Below are 18,892 nucleotides of genomic sequence, written 5' to 3' on the forward strand. Positions count from 1 at the left end.
ATTTATAATGATCTTGCCGTGCTGATTGTTTCACCATCAAGCCATAAATCTTGCTTTTCATAAATATTTTTTTCCATGTTATCAGCATGAATAGAGTTTTGTACTTTGTCTTCAGAGTCATTTCGACCGTAAGTAACATCGATATTCCAACTAGCGTCATTATCCAGTATACCTTCAAGACCTAATGAGAAACGGTACGTGTCTGTTTTTTGTTCATAAATACGTGAACCAGCATCTGACATACGACGACGATAATTTAGTTCGCCTGGTGTATTACCTCCATCATCTTTAAATTGGTCTGTATATTTATTATCTAGCTTTGTAGTATCTAAATCAATATTTGCAGGCTGTGCTGCCATCTGCTGATTTGAGTCACGACGTGTATACATTAAGTCAATATTAAATTGTGTATCAGCATCAATTTCTGTATTAAAACTAGAAAACAGGCTCACTAATTCATTTGGTGTTTGTGCGTAACTTTCTTGTGTAAAATCATAACACTCTGCTCTTGGATCAAAACCACCATGTCCATCTGGAATTTTACCACCTAAAGAACCACTAGGTAGAAAAGAAGAGCAACCTGGATCTACATGGTCACGATCACTTTGAATTACTTCGCCACGTTTTGAGTATTGTGCTCCTAATACTAAGTTACCATCAGCAAAGTTCATTCCATGAAGCATACTAAAACCAGAGCTAGTGCCATCACCTTTAGCAGTTTGGCTCACCTCAGCAATAACTGCAGTAGCTTCATAGTCTTTTTTAGTAATGATGTTTACAACACCAGATATTGCATCAGAGCCATAAACAGCAGATGCACCATCTTTTAGAATCTCAATAGATTTGATCATTGCAACTGGGATAGTATTTAAATCAACTGAAGCATCTGCACCCGTACCAGATGAAACCATACGACGACCATTTAATAATACTAATGTACGATTAGTGCCCATACCACGTAAATTTACAGTGGCTGAACCACCTGAACCATTATTTGAGTTAGCACCTAAACTTCCACCAGCAGTAGCCGTTTGGGTTGATAAAATCTCTTCAACAGATGTATAGCCACTTTGAGCAATGAAATCTGAAGAGATAATTGTAACTGGGCTTGCTGATTCCATATCAGTTCTATTTATACGAGAACCTGTTACTTGAATTTTTTCAATTTCTTGAGCTGATGTGTCAGCAGCAACGGCTTGCATACATGAGAATAATGGGACGGCAGCAATGATTGCTAAACCTAGTTTAGTTTTTTTCATTTTATAACTCTACTTGTTGAAATTATTTTCCGAATTGAACGCCGGGAAACAGTTATTTTTAATCTTTCTGCTCCCCAACTGCGATGCAACTTAGAGCTTTAAAACTGAACGGTAACTGAATGGCAGTTTAACAAGTAAACAAATGGATTTTAGAGAGACTTTATAACTTTCAGTTGTGACGATTTGTAATAATCGTTATAAATTATTACTGAAATAAAACAAGACATTGCATTATTTAAAAAACACTTAAGACACAAATGCAACAATTTGAGTGTGAAATGTTACCATACGTAACCAAGTGAAAATAAACAAGTATTTATATCATATTTACAAATAGGTTACAGGGGTTAACCATATTAACCAGCACTAAAAACTGGTAATTTACTGAACAATAAATATTTTGGAAGTTTAATTGTGTATCAGTATCAATTTGTAGTGTTGGTACTTTTTAAGTTAAAGCTTGAGGTACAGCTAAAAATAGAAAATATTGTGACTAGATTCCGTCCGGGACTAAAGAACTAGCTTAGTATTTAGAAGTAAAATAATACAATAGTGTCCTTGGTTCTTGATTAACTTTATCTATTTGTTGCGCATTAATAAAATCTAATGTTAATCGCCAATGCATGATTGGTTCTGCACAAGCACCTACCATTGCATTGCTTTGCCATATTCCATTTTTGTATTCAAAAAATAATGGAATACTACCCATATACATATTAACTCCCTCTAGTTTAGCCTGTTGAATTTTTGAATTTTCTGGCGCATTAAATTTAATAACAAACTTTTCTTCAGGAGTAATTAATTCATTTTCTAGCGATATGGTGTAACCACCACTATAGTTACAAGGTTTATTTCCTATGCAATTTGAATGTGCAACTTCTTTTTTTGATTCATAATCACATGAAAAAAGCAAGGGGATTATGACTAACATAGTACAATATTTTAACATTTTTATTTCAAGCGCTTACTTTTTAATCTAATGATAATAGCTATATAGCTAAATATACATCAAAGTTGAGATTAAAATAACTGGTTAATATCTATAGTTTGATTAAGGTCATTATTTTGCACAATTGAGGTATCTTTTTTACGTTAAAATATTTATCATTCACGCGCAAAATAAGGGTTTGTCGAGTTTGTTTTTTTGAATGTTTAACAATATTCTAAAAAATATTCTTGATGAAAATAAGTAGGGCCTATTCTTTTAGAATAGGAAGTTGATTTCTTAATGCAATTTATTGCATCGGAAGCCGGAAAATGAGCCAAGTAGCATCACAAACAGAATACAACTATAAAGTTGTACGACAATTCACAATTATGACTGTGATTTGGGGCCTTATTGGTATGAGTGTTGGTGTTCTTATTGCAGCCCAGTTAGTTTGGCCTGCATTGAACTTCGACACACCATGGCTAACATACTCCCGACTGCGTCCGTTACATACGAACGCCGTTATATTCGCATTTGGTACTAGTGCATTGTTTGCTACCGCATATTATGTGGTACAACGTACTTGTCAAACGCGTCTTTTCTCTGACAAATTAGCTGCATTTACCTTTTGGGGTTGGCAACTTGTAATTGTACTCGCTTTTGTGACATTACCTTTAGGTATTACACAAGGTAAAGAATATGCAGAGCTTGAGTGGCCAATTGATTTATTGATCACAATAGTGTGGGTATCTTTTGCAGTTGTATTTTTTGGTACTTTAATAAAACGTAAAGTATCTCATATATATGTAGCAAACTGGTTTTACGGTGGTTTTATACTAACTGTTGCTGTATTACATATTGTAAATAGCATGGCAATACCTGTATCACTTACTAAATCATATTCGATTTATGCAGGTGCTGTAGATGCTATGGTACAGTGGTGGTACGGACATAATGCAGTTGGTTTCTTATTAACTGCTGGTTTCTTAGGAATGATGTATTACTTCGTTCCTAAACAAGCCGGACGTCCAGTTTATTCTTATCGTCTTTCAGTCGTTCACTTTTGGGCGCTAATTTCATTATACATCTGGGCAGGTCCTCACCATTTACATTACACAGCTTTACCTGACTGGACTCAGTCTTTAGGTATGGTTATGTCTATTATCTTATTTGTCCCATCTTGGGGCGGTATGATCAATGGTATTATGACACTTTCAGGAGCTTGGCATAAACTCCGCCATGACCCAGTATTACGTTTCTTAGTTGTTTCATTATCATTCTACGGTATGTCAACGTTTGAAGGCCCAATGATGGCAATCAAATCAGTAAATGCACTATCGCATTACACTGATTGGACTATTGGTCATGTTCATTCTGGCGCTTTAGGTTGGGTTGCAATGGTATCTATTGGCGCTATGTATCACTTAGTTCCTAACTTATTTAGTCAAGGTCGTATGTATAGTACTAAATTGGTTAATACACATTTCTGGTTACATACCGTAGGAGTTGTACTTTACATTGTAGCTATGTGGATTTCAGGTGTAATGCAAGGCTTAATGTGGCGCGCAGTTAACTCTGACGGTACATTAATGTATAGCTTTGTACAATCGTTAGAAGCTTCGAAGCCATTTTACTTCATGCGATTTGTTGGTGGTGTTTTCGTTGTTGCTGGTATGTTAGTTATGCTTTACAACGTATATAAAACAGTTTCAGCTAAAAACGATTCGCTTGAAGCTGAAGTACATCCGGCATAAGGGGTAGATTATGAGTCAGAAAAATTCGCAAAATAAGCATGAAATAGTTGAAAAAAATGTTGGGTTATTCGCAATATTAACGATTTTTGCAATTAGTTTTGGTGCGTTAGTTGAAATCACTCCACTTATGTTCCAAAAAGATACCACTGAGCCTGTAGACGGATTACGGCCACTAACAGCTTTAGAAATGGAAGGTCGTGATATATATGTTCGTGAAGGTTGTTATAACTGTCACTCACAAATGATCCGCGCTTTCCGTGATGAAGTTGAACGTTACGGTCATTACTCTGTCGCTGGTGAAAGCGTTTGGAATCACCCTTTCCAATGGGGCTCTAAGCGTACTGGTCCAGATCTAGCTCGTGTTGGTCAACGTTATTCTGACGATTGGCAATATGCGCATTTAATGGATCCACGTTCGGTAGTACCTGAATCGAATATGCCAGCTTTCCCTTGGTTAGATGAAAATGTACTTGATGGTGAATTAATAGCTAAAAAACTAGCAGTTTTTAAAGGCTTTGATGTGCCATACACAGATGAAGATATTGCTAGAGCTAAAGCTGCGGTTAAAGGTAAAACAGAAATGCAAGCCTTGATCGCATATTTACAACAGCTTGGTACTCATCTGAAGTAATTTTTTAAAGGTTAAAGAATTATGGATTACGGAACATTCAGAGGCATTTTTACTCTGGTTTTAATGATACTTTTTATTGTTATCGTTTGGTGGGCATTTAGTAAGCGTAGTAAATCAAAATTTGATGAAGCTGCTAATGCTATTTTCGAAGACGAAAAAAAGCACAAAACGACAATCAACGATAAAGAAAAGGAGTCTGAGAAATGACTAGCTTTTGGAGCATTTGGGTCGTCGTTTTAACACTAGCATGTTTAGCTATTGTTTTTGGCTTATTAGTTTGGAACATGACAAACTATGCTGGGGTTGAAGAAGGCGAAAGTTGTGGCCATGAATTTGATGGCATTGAAGAATTAAATAACCCACTACCAAAATGGTGGACTTATATGTTCTTCGCAACATTTATATGGGCTGTTTATTATCTAGCTGCTTATCCAGGTTTAGGTAACTGGGAAGGTTTAGGTCAATGGACAAGTTCAAATCAAGGTATTAAATCTCTTGCTGAATCTAAGCAAGCTGTAATTGATGCCAAGGCAGCCGGTAAAACGGTACAACTTGATGTTGAAATACGTAAAGCTGAAGAAAAGTTCGGACCTTTATTCGAATCCTTTGCTAAACGAGATATTCAAGATCTTGCTAGTGATGAAAAAGCATTAGAAATCGGTCAGCGCCTATTCTCGCAAAACTGTGCGCAATGTCATGGTTCAGATGCACGTGGTGGACAAGGTTACCCTGATTTAACTGATGACGATTGGTTGTACGGTGGTACACCCGCTAAGATAAAAGAAACTATCTTAAATGGCCGAGTTGCACAAATGCCACCTTGGCATGGCGCACTGGGTGATCAAGGCGTTAAAGAAATGACAGCACATGTTTTAAGCTTGTCAGGACGTAAGGTTAACCAAAAAGACGCAAAAGCAGGTCAAGCAAAGTTTGCTATGTGTTCTGCCTGTCACGGTGCTGATGGTAAAGGTTCATTAGCGCATAACTTACCATTTGGTGCACCTAACCTAACAGATAAAGTTTGGTTATATGGTGGTTCTCAACGTGCTGTTGAAGACTCTATCGCTAAAGGTCGTGCCGGTGTAATGCCTGCTTGGAAAGAGATTTTAGGTGAAGATAAAGTGCATTTAATTAGTGCTTATGTATACAGCTTATCAAATTCTAAGTAACCACATATAATAATTCAAAAGCCTCCTTTTTAGGAGGCTTTTTTATACCTAAAATCTATGCTTTTGAAGTAAATTAAAGTAAAATATATTACATACTCATTTGATAAAGTATCATTAATAAAATGACAAAAACTCTTCCCTGGTATAAACAATTCTGGCCTTGGTTTATTATTTTTATTCCCTTTGCAACGGTCGTTGCTTGTAGCATTTTTGTTTATATTGCATTTACCAATACACCCGATATGGTCGTGGATGATTACTACAAAAAAGGGAAAGCGATTAATTTAGATTTAGCCAAATTTGACAAAGCTAAAGCGCTTTATTTACATGGTGATTTAAAAATTAATGACGATACTGTGTCGTTTAAGTTCACTAAGGGCGATAATAACAACGTACCCTCTTTAAAAGTGTCTTTTTACCACACCACTATTAAAGCACATGACTTTACTTTAATGCTTACTAAAAACGGTAATGGCGAATTCACAGCATTAACAGATAAAATTATTGATGGTCGTTTTAATATATTTATCGAACCTTTTGACAGTGTTTGGAAACTCAAAGAAACCATCAAATTACCGTACGATAAAGCTTTTAAAATTTCACCACAATATAATAAAAAATAAGTAGTTTATGATACCCCCCAAAGAACATGCTTCTTCACAATCTGAATGTTTTCATTGTCTTGAAAGTATCCCTTTGGGATTTATTCAAACTGTTGAGTACAATAATCAGCCTCAACCTGTTTGTTGTATTGGTTGCCAAGCCGTTGCTGAGTCAATAATCTCATCTGGTATGACGGATTATTACAAATTTAGAACAGCAGCAGCCGGAAAAGTGCAACAACTCATTCCTGAACAGTTACTGATGTTTAAAAGTTATGATGACGATGATATTCAAGAAGATTTCATTCATCACTCTGGTGAACTATCTGAAGTTTTACTCAGTATAGAGGGTATTAGTTGTGCCGCCTGTGCTTGGTTAATCGAAAAACAATTATTATCATTAGGAGATATTACTCGAGTAGATGTAAATACATCAACCCACCGCGCGATGATCTTATGGGATAAATCTAACCTAAAGTTAAGTGAAATTATTGAAGCTTCAGCTAGAATTGGCTATAAAGCATATCCTTTTCAACCTGATATAGAAGAAGCACAAAAACAGCAAGTTGCAAAATCATATATACGTAGACTAGGTGTTGCAGGCATTATGACAATGCAGGTAATGATGTTTGCCTTTGCTTTATACTTTGATATGTTTTCAGATATGGAAGATGACTTTGAGCAATATTTTAGGTGGATAAGCTTTGTTCTAGCATCACCCGTTATTTTGTATTCAGCCCTGCCATTTTTAACCAGCGCTATCCGTGCACTAAAAGTAAAACAGCTCAATATGGATTTACCCGTCTCTTTAGCGATATTTGGTGCTTATATTGCGAGTACATGGGCCACGGTTTTTAATACAGGAGAAGTATACTTTGAATCTATTTGTATGTTCTCTTTTCTTTTATTACTTGGTAAATATTTAGAATTTAGAGCGCGTCTTAAAGCGAGTGAATTCACATCTAATCTTCAAAAGTTATTACCACTGACAGCACGAATTATAAAAAATTTTAAAGAACAAATAATCGCTGCTAAAAAATTAAAACTAAACGATATTATTCTAGTAAAACCAGGAGAGATTATTCCTGCCGATGGTTTGGTGATAGACGGAAAAACAACCATTGATGAGTCTATGATGACGGGTGAACATGAAGCTGTGTCAAAGGAAGTCAATGCTCAAGTTTATGCAGGTACAACAAATCATGATGGTTTAGTTAAAATTTGTGTTAATCAGCTAGGGACACATACACTCATTAATCAAATCGTGACTTTACAAAATAAAGCTCTCACTAGCCGTCCAAAACTTGCTGAAATTACAGACAAAGTAGCTCAATGGTTTGTTGCTGTTTTACTGATTGTGGCTGGTTTAACTGCAACTTATTGGTATAGTACAGATCCAGAACAAGCATTTTGGATCACGATATCAGTGTTAGTTGCAACCTGTCCCTGTGCACTAAGTCTAGCTATACCAACTGCTTTAACCTGCAGCGTAGCTAACTTAACTAAAAAAGGGTTACTGATAAAGAAAGCCCATGTACTTGAAACACTCACTAAAATAGATTCTTTTTCTTTTGATAAAACCGGTACGCTTACAGAGGGCTGCTTTACAATTAAAAATAGCCATTTTTTAAATGAAAAATATGATAAAACAACATCTTTAGCATTAGCATCTGCACTAGAATTTCATTCACAGCACCCCATTGCCAAAGCATTTAATTTTGATACTTCATCTGTAGAGGTATTTGATAATATTACTGGAGAAACGGGTTTTGGTATTAAAGCAATATATCAAGGTCAATCTATCGCCATAGGTAAGAATGGTTGGTTTGAAACACTCAACCTTCCTGTACAAGTTGTGCTTTATATTAACGAAAAAGCCATAGCAGCCTTTGAACTTGAAGATAAAATTCGTGATGGTGCCAGCACCCTAATAACCTATCTAAAAAATAAACCGTTTAATACACACTTATTAACGGGTGATCCTTCTGTAGCAGGGCATAATTTAGCAAAAAAGTTGTCTTTTGATCATGTTAAAACAGGTTGTAGCCCTGCACAAAAGCAACAATATGTTGCTAACACCATTAATCAAAATCATATTGTTGCTATGGTGGGTGATGGTGTTAATGACAGCCCAGTATTTAATACTGCGCATTTATCTATTGCGATGGGATCTGGTGCTGACATTTCAAAAAATACAGCAGATGTTGTTTTATTAAATAGTGATTTAAGTTCAATCAAACATCTAATAGAAATAAGCCATAAAACACGTCGCATTGTAAAAGAAAACTTAATTTTGTCAATTACTTACAACAGTGCAATTTTACCACTGGCAGCTATGGGCATGGTTCATCCTTGGATGGCTGTCATTGGCATGTCAGCCAGTTCTATTATCGTTATAACAAATTCATTAAGACTATTAAAACCATTATAAAGGTGTTAAATAATGAGTATTATTTATGTATTGATCCCTATAGCTATTATATTTGTAATAATTGCTATAGCCATTTTTTTCTGGGCAGTTAAAAATGAGCAGTTTTCAGATTTAGATAAACAAGCACACAGTATTTTATTTGATGACAGTGAAATAAAAAATAAATCAGATAACTCACAAACAAAAAACAAAGATAGCAATCACACACTATGACAGTGTCTTTATTCTTAACTGCTTTTTTTATGGGGCTTGCTGGTAGTGGTCATTGTATAGCAATGTGTGGCGGTATCGCATCCTCTTTACAATTTGCAATTGAAGACAAATCTAAAGCACAACAATACGCCCTACTTTATAATATTGGTAGATTATTAAGTTACAGTCTTTGTGGTGCATTGGTTGGTGGCATTAGTTCCATATTTGCACAACAATCAAATGATTTTTCATTATTCTTATCATTTTTAAGTGCTATTTTCATGGTGCTAGTTGGTCTATATATCATGCGCTTAGCAGCTAGCTTAAATTGGCTTGAGAGGTTTGGAAAATATGCAATTTGGCAACATATTTTTAAATTAAACAAATATTTATTACCTCTCAACTCTAAGAAAAAAGCATTGGCGTACGGTGCACTCTGGGGCTGGTTGCCATGTGGCCTAGTTTACTCTGCTTTAACTTGGGCAATAACGACACAAAGCGCAACTTCTGGCTCGTTGTTTATGGCAAGTTTTGCAATGGGCACATTGCCCGCGATGATTGGATTAGGTTTTGCAGCACAAACTCTCAAATCTTGGCTAAATAACAGTATAATTCGTATTATATTAGGCAATATCTTAGTATTTTACGGTTTATATCTGTTAACTATTGCAACCAAAAACGCCCTGCATTAATCTACACAAGAAGTATAAAATAGATGGAATTTCAATGGTTCTTAAAAATAAAGCCCCTGTGAGCTCAAGTTGTCAAATCAGCTGTAATACTTGTAGTCTCAGCCAATTATGTTTACCTGTAACACTTAATGAAAGTGAAATGGGTAAACTTGATGATATTATCGAACGTAAAAAACCATTCCAAAAAGGTGATTTATTATTTGAAGCTGGTAAGCAATTAAATTCAATTTTTGCAGTACGATCTGGCTCATTTAAATCCTATACTATTTCAGAACAAGGTGATGAACAAATCACTGATTTTCATTTAGCTGGTGACATCATAGGTTTTGATGGCCTATTTAAAATGGAACACCAAAGCTACGCACAAGCGATGGAAACCACTATGTTATGTGAAATTCCTTTCACAACATTAGATGATTTATCAAGTAAATTGCCTAAATTGCGTCAGCAAATCATGCGAATGATGAGTAGTGAAATTAACTACAATCAAGAAATGTTATTACTTTTAAATAAAAAAACAGCCGAAGAAAAACTCGCTGCATTTATTTGTAATTTGTCTCAACGTTTTGCTGAGCGCGGCTTCTCTAAAAAAGAGTTTAGATTAACTATGACCCGTGGTGAAATAGGTAACTACCTTGGCCTAACGGTCGAAACCATTAGTCGCTTATTAAGCCGCTTCCAAAAATCAGGTATGATCAAAGTAGAAGGTAAATTTATAACTATCTTAGCACTAGAAGGATTAAATACTATTGCTGGAACAAAAAATTTTAGTTAACTAAGTCGTTGTCTTTGCATATTGATATTAGAGAATTTTTTTTCATTTTAAGCTGTCAAATCAGCTAACTTCATTTACACTAAAAGTAAGTATATTTGAGAGGTTAAATGATGGATACAATAAAAAAAATACTTGCTGTAATTGACCCAAGTAAGTCAGAACAAACCGCTTTAAAACGTTCATTTGAATTAGCACATAAATCGGGTGCTGAAATAACCGCTTTTCTAGCGATTTACGACTTCTCTTACGAAATGACAACTATGCTATCTTTTGATGAAAGAGAGGCAATGCGTACCGCCGTCATTAATGACAGAATTGCTTGGATTGAATCATTGATTGAACAATTCCAAGAAGACTTAGATATTGACTGTAAGGTGATATGGCATAACCGTCCCTTTGAATCAATCATACAGACTGTGCTTAAAGACAACTATGACATTGTTTTAAAAGGGACTCACGAGCACGCCACTTTAAAGTCGGTTATATTTACACCAACTGACTGGCATTTAATCAGAAAATGTCCTTGTCCTGTATTATTAATAAAAGAACACTTATGGCCTGCAAATGGAAATATCATCGCTGCGGTCAATGCATCTGCCGATGATCAGCAACATCAAACACTAAACCAAAGAATTATCAAAGATGCAAAATTTATTGCCAATTTAATTGATGGTAATTTACATTTAGTTAATTCTTTTCCTGGTACCCCAGTAAATATTGCGATTGAAATACCTGAGTTTGATTCAACACAATTTAATGAAACAGTAAAAGTACACCATACGCAAACTTGCCATGAATTAGCCCTGCAATACGATATACCTATAAATCAATGCCATATAAAAGAAGGTTTACCAGAAGACATTATACCTATTGTAGCAAATGAATTAGATGCCGAACTTATCGTAATGGGAACAGTCGGAAGAACAGGACTCAGTGCCGCATTAATTGGCAATACAGCCGAACACGTTATTGACAACATCAATTGTGATGTACTTGCCTTAAAACCAGATGGTTACATTAGTCCTCTTGATAAGTAACTTTATACCCGAGCTACTTGGAAATGCAGGTTTCAGAGCTTATTTCCATGTAGCATGGGTATATACATTTAATAGCCGAAAAAATTCTCTATGCTTAGCACATAAAGTTTAAGCCACAAAAAATTATTTTTACTCGCTAACTTTTTTTTTTGCTTTATAATACCGCCCTAATTTTTATTGCTCAATATTCATTTATTTTTATAGGGTCCTTAATGTCATCACCTGCTTCTCACTCTGCTCAAACAAAGGCTAAACACACTTTAAATAAATTAGAGAAACGCCTAAGACGTAGTACTGGACAGGCTATTAATGACTTCAATATGATTGAAGAAGGTGATCGTATTATGGTGTGTTTATCAGGCGGCAAAGATAGCTACGCTATGCTAGACATTTTAATGCAATTAAAACGTATTGCACCTATTAAATTTGACTTGGTTGCTGTGAATTTAGATCAAAAGCAGCCAGGTTTCCCCGTGCATGTCTTACCTGAGTATTTAGATACATTAGATATTGAATACAAGATAGTTGAAGAGAATACCTATAAAATTGTTACAGATATAATTGATGAAGGTAAAACAACTTGTTCATTATGTTCTAGATTACGTCGCGGTATACTGTATCGTACAGCTAAAGAACTCAAAGCAACTAAAATCGCCTTAGGCCACCATAGAGATGATATGATAGAAACCCTATTTTTAAATATGTTTTATGGCGGTAAGTTAAAAGGTATGCCAGCTAAACTTGCCAGTGATAATGGCGAACACATGGTGATACGCCCGCTTGCATACTGTAAAGAAGAAGAAATTACGCAATATGCTAAATTAAAAGAATTTCCCATCATTCCATGTAATTTATGTGGCTCACAAGAAAACTTACAAAGACAGAATATTAAAGCAATGTTAGCTCAGTGGGAAATTAAGCACCCGGGACGTGTCGCTACCATGTTTACTGCGATGCAAAATGTTGTGCCATCGCATTTAGCCGATAATACTATTTTTGATTTTAAAAACTTACAAAAAACGGGCTTACCAGATGCGGGCGGTGATCTTGCATTAGATAAACCTGATATCCCCTCAGTTCCCATCGGTTTAAAGCAAGAACTAAACAATGATGATGTTCAGATCCAGGCCATTGAACTAAATTAACCAAAATCCGACTTAATAATTTGGCAAATCATTAATATTGATGTATTTGCCACTTCTTAAATCTAATTTAGGTTTACTAACTCAATTTTATTTTCTGGAAGTAATATTCAAAGTACTTGGCTATATTCCTTCCTCATTTCTAGTGCTATAATGTGCGCCTTTAATATTTAGCATTTATTTAATTACTATGAGCGATATTCATTTGAACGACTCTTCATCTTCTAATAATAGCACTAAGGTCATCGTTGGCATGTCTGGTGGTGTTGATTCTTCTGTTTCAGCATATTTATTAATACAACAAGGCTTTCAGGTCGAAGGCTTGTTTATGAAAAATTGGGAAGAAGATGATACAGATGAGTATTGCGCAGCATCAGATGATTTAAAAGATGCTCAAGCTGTTTGTGATAAACTAGGCATTGAATTACACACTGTCAATTTTGCAGCTGAATACTGGGATAACGTATTTGAATACTTTTTAGCTGAATATAAAGCTGGGCGCACTCCTAATCCCGATATCATGTGTAATAAAGAAATAAAATTTAAAGCTTTTTTGCAATTTGCTGCGCAAGCTTTAAAGGCCGACTATATTGCAACAGGTCATTATGTAAGACGTGCTGAAAATAATGGGAAATTTCAATTGCTTCGTGGACTTGATGAGAACAAAGACCAAAGTTACTTTTTATATGCTTTAAGCCATGAACATATTGCACAAACACTCTTCCCTGTTGGCGAATTAGAAAAACCGGAAGTACGTCGCATTGCCCAAGAGCAAGACTTAATCACCCATAATAAGAAAGATAGCACTGGTATCTGTTTTATCGGTGAACGTAAATTTAAAGATTTCCTACAAAAATACTTACCAGCACAACCAGGAACGATTGAAGATACAGATGGAAATCAAGTTGGCGACCACGAAGGTTTAATGTATCACACTTTAGGTCAACGAAAAGGTCTTATGATTGGTGGCATGAAAGAAGGTTCTGGAGAGCCTTGGTATGTTGTTGATAAAGATATGGAACGTAACGTATTAGTTGTTGGACAAGGAAAAAATCATCCCAGGTTATTTTCAAACGGTTTAATGGCTAACCAACTTGATTGGCTCGATAGAGTCGGTCCTAAAGGTACCAAACACTGTACGGTTAAAACACGTTACCGTCAAACTGATCTGCCATGTAGTTTACTGGTAAGTGAAGATGGTTACGCACGTGTATTATTTGAAGAGCCACAATCATCTGTTACTCCTGGACAATCTGCTGTTTTTTATGATGGTGAGGTATGTTTAGGTGGTGGTATCATAGATTCAGTGATTAAATAAGGGTAATCTATAAATGCAATATCAAGTAATGGCGTTAGCAGCTATGTGTCAAGCGGCACACATGGTGCAAAAGGTAGCTCAAGGTAAAACAGTAAATTCATTAGATCTTGAAATGCTGCTATCTAGCTTGCTCGTAACCGATCCAAATAACCCAGAAGAAATATACCGTAGCCAAGCTGACTTAAAAGTTGGATATCAATTAGTTGTGCAACAGCTAGATTCAGGACCTGAAAAAAGTGTTGAATTAGTAAAATATGTAGGTGGTTTAATTCAATTAGAACGTGCATTAAATAGTAAAGCACAACAGTTAAATTTGTTAGGCACCAAAATAGATGATATCAAACGACGCGTATCCCACTTTGAAATAATTGACGAGTCTGTCATTGCTGGATTAGCTGATATTTATGCCGAAGTTGTTAGCCCTTTAGGTCAACGAATTCAAGTGTTTGGTGATCCAAATTTATTACAACAAAAACAAATTCAAAATAAAATCCGTGCTTTGTTACTGGTTGGCATTCGTGCAGCCGTATTATGGCGACAAATGGGCGGTAAGCGCCGCCAGTTTATTCTGTCAAAAGGTAAGTTGGTACGCATAGCAAAAACTATGGTTTAAATTATCTTATGCCTAACATTTGGCATAAGACTCTTCGTATATTTAATTAGGAGTTATAATGGAACTTTCAGCATTAACCGCGATCTCACCTGTTGATGGGCGTTATGGTAGTAAAACGAAAGAACTTCGTAGCATTTTCAGTGAATTCGGTTTAATAAAGTACCGTGTAAAGGTAGAAGTTCGTTGGCTACAAGCGCTTTCTCGTGCCGAAGCAATTGCTGAAGTACCTGCTTTTAGTGATGACGCAAATGCACTATTAGATGCGATTGTTACTAACTTTAGTGAAGCTGATGCACAACGTGTTAAAGACATTGAAAGTACAACTAATCATGATGTAAAAGCGGTAGAATACCTATTAAAAGAAAAAGTAGCTGATAATACTGAGCTAAATGCGGTAAATGAATTTATACATTTCGCATGTACTTCAGAAGATATCAATAACTTATCTCACGCTTTAATGTTAACTGAAGCACGTGACGAAGTATTACTGCCTTACTGTGATAAATTATTATCAAGCCTTAAAGACCTTGCTGTTGAGTACAAAAGCATACCTATGATGGCGCGCACACACGGCCAACCTGCTTCACCTTCAACTATGGGTAAAGAAATGGCAAATGTTTACATGCGCCTTAAACGTCAACGTGATCAAATTGCTAAAATTGAAATGTTAGGTAAAGTAAATGGCGCTGTTGGTAACTACAATGCTCACCTAAGTGCTTACCCACAACATGATTGGCATCAACATGCACAAGACTTTGTAACTAGTCTTGGTATTACTTTAAATCCTTACACGACTCAAATAGAACCGCATGATTACATTGCTGAATTATTTGATGCTATCGCTCGTTTCAATACTATCTTATTAGATTTTGATCGTGACGTATGGGGCTACATTGCATTAGGTCACTTCAAGCAAAAAACAATTGCTGGTGAAATCGGTTCATCAACTATGCCACATAAAGTTAACCCTATTGATTTCGAAAACTCTGAAGGAAACTTAGGTTTAGCAAATGCAATTTTTGCTCACTTAGCGCAAAAATTACCTTTATCTCGCTGGCAACGTGATCTAACGGATTCAACTGTGTTACGTAATTTAGGTGTAGGTATGGGTTATGCCGTAATTGCTTACCAATCAACACTAAAAGGTATGAGTAAACTTGAAGTAAATGAAGCTAAATTACTTGAAGAACTAGATCAAAACTGGGAATTACTTGCTGAACCAATTCAAACAGTTATGCGTAAATTTGGTATCGAAAAACCTTATGAAAAACTTAAAGATTTAACACGTGGTAAACGTGTTAATCAAGAGATCATGGCTAATTTCATCGATGGTTTAGAGCTTCCTGAATCGGCTAAAAATGAAATGAAACTTATGACACCTGCTAACTATATTGGTCGTGCTATTGCTTTTGTAGATGAGTTATAAACTCGCTAATCGAATTTATAAAACCACTACTAGTAAAGAATATAGAAGCGAATATGGCCATGCCGTATTCGCTTTTTTATTCTTTATTGTAATCAAAAAACTTGCCACTAAGTGGCCTAAATAGAGTTGTGGAGCAGTTCTATGTATCAACTAACGATAAACAATTTAAGCCAAAATGAATTTTTAGCACAATATTGGCAAAAAAAACCACTATTAATTAAAAATGGCTTTGAAAATTTTCAAGATCCTATCACAGCTGAAGAGCTTGCTGGTTTAGCTATGGAGGAAAATATAGAGTCTCGAATAATTACAAATAAAAATAATACATGGGATTCTCATCACGGTTCATTTGAAGACTTTTCATTATTAAAACCAACACATTCTACTTTATTAGTACAAGCAGTTGATCATTGGCACGTTGAATCAGCCGAATTATTAGAGGCATTCAGGTTTATTCCCAACTGGCGTATCGATGATTTAATGGTTAGTTTTTCGAGCCCTAAAGGGGGCGTTGGGCCACATGTAGATCAATATGATGTATTTATCATTCAAGGTGAAGGCAAAAGACATTGGCGAGTAGGCATGCCACAATCAGAATTGAAAGAAGTGATCCCTTGTAAAAACCTGCTTCAGATTGAAAACTTTGAAGCCTGCATAGATGTCATTTTAGAGCCAGGAGATATCTTATATATTCCACCAGGTTGCCCTCATGAAGGCTATGCAATTGAAAATGCAATCAACTACTCAGTCGGGTTTAGAGCGCCGAACCAAACTGATATGCTATCGTCATTTGCAGATCATCTAATAGACAATGAACTTGGAAAAGTGCGTTATAGCGATCCTATGTTAAGCGTTAGAAATTCTATTGGTGAAATTCAAAAAGATGAACTCTTGAACATTAAGAATTTATTATTAAATGTTATAAACGATGAAAATGCATTGCAAACATGGTTAGGTCACACTATGTCAGAGGCTAAACATGAGCTCGATATCGCACCTCTTGAAGAGCTTTATAATTGTAATGATATTATTGACTTAATCAATCAAGAAGATATCAGCTTTATACGCATTGGTGGTATTAGAGCACTTTATCAAGTAAACAATAACGAAATCATTTTCAGTGTCCAAGGTGAGAACTTCATTTTTCCGGTTAAAATGCTTGAAAGTATCCAATTACTGACAGATAACACCTCCATCACATCTGACCAGTTGAAAAGTTCAATTAATTTTTCACTGTTTATTAAAACTTTGACTAAGATCATAAATGAGGGTTACTGGTACGTTGAATAAAGTTTAGACCTTATACCCTAAATCAGAACACAAAAGGCCGCAGAGTTTTTCTGATATTTAACTCAAACAATGTGTTAATGCGATCTATGCTGAGTTTAGGGTCATAAAAATGGGGTTTGCAACATGTCATATCAGCTACAACAAGTAAACTGGTTTAAGAATAGAGAGCGATTAAAGTCCTTAAGAGAAAAAGTTTTTGTATGTGAATATCATATTCCCAAACATATTGAGTTTGATCAACTAGATCGTGTATCTCAACACATAGTGCTGTTAAATGACCAAAATATTATCATCGCCTCTGCTCGATTATCACAAGATGGTTTAATGAGTAGAGTTGCTGTTTTACCTGAATATAGAACTGAAGATATCTATCGTAATTTATTTTCTTATTTAGTTTCCGTAGCAAAAGAGCAAGGTGTAATTGAAATGAGTTTCAACTGTATTCTACAAGAGAAAGCTAAATTTTTAAAAGCAGGATTTTATGCGAAAGGCCAAGTTTTTATGGAGGCAGGTATTGCAAGACAACGTTTATGTTGCCCTATTGAAAGTTTTACAACTTCGGAGTTTAGCTTGGTTCATTAATTCTTATTTGATAAATCAGAGCCATTTATAATAAAGCGAATATATACCGTGCTACTTGGAAATGCAGGTTTCAGAGCTTGGGTATAGCTAAGGTATATTCGCTTTATTATTTAAGTAGTACTTACATAATTCGTATTATTAAATCACTGGAGCTATTTATTACTCATTGCCCCAAAGTTGATCTTTTTCATAAAACTCGTAAATGCCTTGAGCCCGATTTACTAAAAGGTTTGCAAAATCAACTTGAGTTTTATCTTTAGCGCCAGCTTTCATGATCTGCTCTGCTTTCATTTGCCATTGAAATGAAAAGTAGCGAATCGCTTCTCTAGCATTTGGTGCAGCACTAACTTCAATATGATCAGTTGGTAAACGACCAGATATGACCCAATATGTTTTGCCATTTTCTGACTTTATTTTCCACACCGCAAAAAATGGTGATAAATAGCGACTGTCTTTTTCAATAATTGTTTTTGGCATGATACCTTTTCCAGCTAAATGCTTTTGTGCATTTTGAAAAGCTTCTCTTTGCCAAGCGATATTTTCTTCTTGTGTAAGTGCTCTATTTTGTTCTTGTTGTGGTTTTTGCTCTGTTTCTGACATGATGACTTCCTAAACGATATAGATCTGCTTCGTATTTCTATTAAGGCCACTGCGCGGTTTACTAATTAAATCCCACAATGGTTTATAAAACTATTCTGCTATTATTATGTTATTACTCTATGATGTAATCTTGCGCTAAGCAAGTAATTCTCTCGAATCGTACTATCACTTGTTTAAAATACAGCCAAAAAGCTAAGTATTATTTATTCAAAGTTAAAAATATTTTTATAAAGCTTAATATATACCCAAGCTACTTGGAAATGCATGATTTCAGCGGGAGTTTAAATGGTCAAATACAAGACATTTATTGCAGGTAATGGTTATTCCCTTATCAACATAAATAACGCGGTAGTTGACCATTTAAAACCCGACCGTAGGGAATCTGATCGAGCCCAATTCAAGGCGTGTTGATGCCCGAATGTAGGCTACCTTTCAAATCAACGCAACGATG

18 protein-coding genes and 1 pseudogene are annotated in these 18,892 nt (G+C 35.5%); 16 read left to right on the top strand and 3 right to left on the bottom strand.

Going from position 1 to position 18,892, the window contains the following annotated elements; translation table 11 throughout:
• Window positions 1-20 precede the first annotated feature (20 nt).
• Both CJF42_RS19115 and CJF42_RS19120 read right to left on the bottom strand, forming a co-directional pair.
• A pseudogene (locus tag CJF42_RS19115) lies at window positions 21-1,259 on the bottom strand (TonB-dependent receptor plug domain-containing protein); the annotation flags it as partial.
• Between the two features lie 523 nt (window positions 1,260-1,782).
• Window positions 1,783-2,208, bottom strand: a complete 426-nt coding sequence (locus CJF42_RS19120) for a hypothetical protein (RefSeq protein ID WP_141235594.1) — start codon at window positions 2,206-2,208, stop codon at window positions 1,783-1,785.
• Between the two features lie 308 nt (window positions 2,209-2,516).
• Here CJF42_RS19120 and ccoN point away from each other — a divergent pair, with 308 nt between their 5' ends.
• The 16 genes from ccoN to CJF42_RS19200 all read left to right on the top strand — a co-directional run bounded on the left by ccoN (window position 2,517) and on the right by CJF42_RS19200 (window position 17,841).
• Window positions 2,517-3,941 carry a cytochrome-c oxidase, cbb3-type subunit I gene (gene ccoN, locus CJF42_RS19125; RefSeq protein ID WP_095368214.1) on the top strand — a complete coding sequence of 475 codons (1,425 nt, stop codon included), beginning with the start codon at window positions 2,517-2,519 and terminating at the stop codon, window positions 3,939-3,941.
• A gap of 10 nt (window positions 3,942-3,951) precedes the next feature.
• Window positions 3,952-4,572 (top strand): cytochrome-c oxidase, cbb3-type subunit II, encoded by a 621-nt coding sequence (gene ccoO / locus CJF42_RS19130; RefSeq protein ID WP_095368215.1) that lies wholly within the window; start codon window positions 3,952-3,954, stop codon window positions 4,570-4,572.
• Between the two features lie 21 nt (window positions 4,573-4,593).
• Window positions 4,594-4,779 (top strand): cbb3-type cytochrome oxidase subunit 3, encoded by a 186-nt coding sequence (locus tag CJF42_RS19135; RefSeq protein WP_095368216.1) that lies wholly within the window; start codon window positions 4,594-4,596, stop codon window positions 4,777-4,779.
• Window positions 4,776-5,741: a cytochrome-c oxidase, cbb3-type subunit III gene (ccoP, locus tag CJF42_RS19140; protein ID WP_095368217.1), complete on the top strand. Its 966-nt coding sequence runs from the start codon at window positions 4,776-4,778 to the stop codon at window positions 5,739-5,741. Before CJF42_RS19135 ends, ccoP begins: the two co-directional genes overlap by 4 nt.
• Before the next feature lie 122 nt (window positions 5,742-5,863).
• Window positions 5,864-6,364 carry a FixH family protein gene (locus tag CJF42_RS19145; RefSeq protein ID WP_095368218.1) on the top strand — a complete coding sequence of 167 codons (501 nt, stop codon included), beginning with the start codon at window positions 5,864-5,866 and terminating at the stop codon, window positions 6,362-6,364.
• A gap of 7 nt (window positions 6,365-6,371) precedes the next feature.
• Window positions 6,372-8,774, top strand: coding sequence for a heavy metal translocating P-type ATPase (locus tag CJF42_RS19150; RefSeq protein WP_095368219.1), 2,403 nt, complete (start codon window positions 6,372-6,374; stop codon window positions 8,772-8,774).
• 12 nt (window positions 8,775-8,786) lie between these two features.
• On the top strand, window positions 8,787-8,987 hold the full coding sequence (ccoS, locus tag CJF42_RS19155; protein ID WP_095368220.1) for a cbb3-type cytochrome oxidase assembly protein CcoS: 201 nt from the start codon (window positions 8,787-8,789) through the stop codon (window positions 8,985-8,987).
• Complete coding sequence (locus CJF42_RS19160; RefSeq protein ID WP_095368221.1) at window positions 8,984-9,658, top strand: sulfite exporter TauE/SafE family protein; 675 nt, start codon at window positions 8,984-8,986, stop codon at window positions 9,656-9,658. Before ccoS ends, CJF42_RS19160 begins: the two co-directional genes overlap by 4 nt.
• 34 nt (window positions 9,659-9,692) lie before the next feature.
• Window positions 9,693-10,433, top strand: coding sequence for a fumarate/nitrate reduction transcriptional regulator Fnr (fnr, locus tag CJF42_RS19165; RefSeq protein ID WP_095368222.1), 741 nt, complete (start codon window positions 9,693-9,695; stop codon window positions 10,431-10,433).
• Between the two features lie 110 nt (window positions 10,434-10,543).
• Complete coding sequence (uspE, locus tag CJF42_RS19170) at window positions 10,544-11,470, top strand: universal stress protein UspE (protein WP_095368223.1); 927 nt, start codon at window positions 10,544-10,546, stop codon at window positions 11,468-11,470.
• 212 nt (window positions 11,471-11,682) lie between these two features.
• Window positions 11,683-12,615, top strand: coding sequence for a tRNA 2-thiocytidine(32) synthetase TtcA (gene ttcA / locus CJF42_RS19175; protein ID WP_095368224.1), 933 nt, complete (start codon window positions 11,683-11,685; stop codon window positions 12,613-12,615).
• A 187-nt stretch (window positions 12,616-12,802) separates the two neighbouring features.
• A complete protein-coding gene (gene mnmA / locus CJF42_RS19180; RefSeq protein WP_095368225.1) occupies window positions 12,803-13,930 on the top strand; it encodes a tRNA 2-thiouridine(34) synthase MnmA in 1,128 nt (375 codons plus the stop codon).
• 13 nt (window positions 13,931-13,943) lie between these two features.
• On the top strand, window positions 13,944-14,543 hold the full coding sequence (gene hflD / locus CJF42_RS19185; protein ID WP_095368226.1) for a high frequency lysogenization protein HflD: 600 nt from the start codon (window positions 13,944-13,946) through the stop codon (window positions 14,541-14,543).
• 58 nt (window positions 14,544-14,601) lie between these two features.
• A complete protein-coding gene (gene purB / locus CJF42_RS19190) occupies window positions 14,602-15,969 on the top strand; it encodes an adenylosuccinate lyase (protein ID WP_095368227.1) in 1,368 nt (455 codons plus the stop codon).
• A gap of 141 nt (window positions 15,970-16,110) precedes the next feature.
• Window positions 16,111-17,259, top strand: a complete 1,149-nt coding sequence (locus CJF42_RS19195) for a cupin domain-containing protein (protein ID WP_095368228.1) — start codon at window positions 16,111-16,113, stop codon at window positions 17,257-17,259.
• Between the two features lie 123 nt (window positions 17,260-17,382).
• The gene (locus tag CJF42_RS19200) at window positions 17,383-17,841 is read left to right on the top strand and encodes a GNAT family N-acetyltransferase (protein WP_095368229.1); all 459 of its coding nucleotides are present in this window, start codon (window positions 17,383-17,385) and stop codon (window positions 17,839-17,841) included.
• Window positions 17,842-18,000: 159 nt separating this feature from the next.
• Here the strand turns inward: CJF42_RS19200 and CJF42_RS19205 are convergent, their stop codons facing one another.
• Window positions 18,001-18,441 (bottom strand): DUF4826 family protein, encoded by a 441-nt coding sequence (locus tag CJF42_RS19205; RefSeq protein ID WP_095368230.1) that lies wholly within the window; start codon window positions 18,439-18,441, stop codon window positions 18,001-18,003.
• Window positions 18,442-18,892 lie beyond the last annotated feature (451 nt).

This window comes from Pseudoalteromonas sp. NBT06-2 (genome assembly GCF_002276045.1).
Lineage (GTDB): Bacteria > Pseudomonadota > Gammaproteobacteria > Enterobacterales > Alteromonadaceae > Pseudoalteromonas.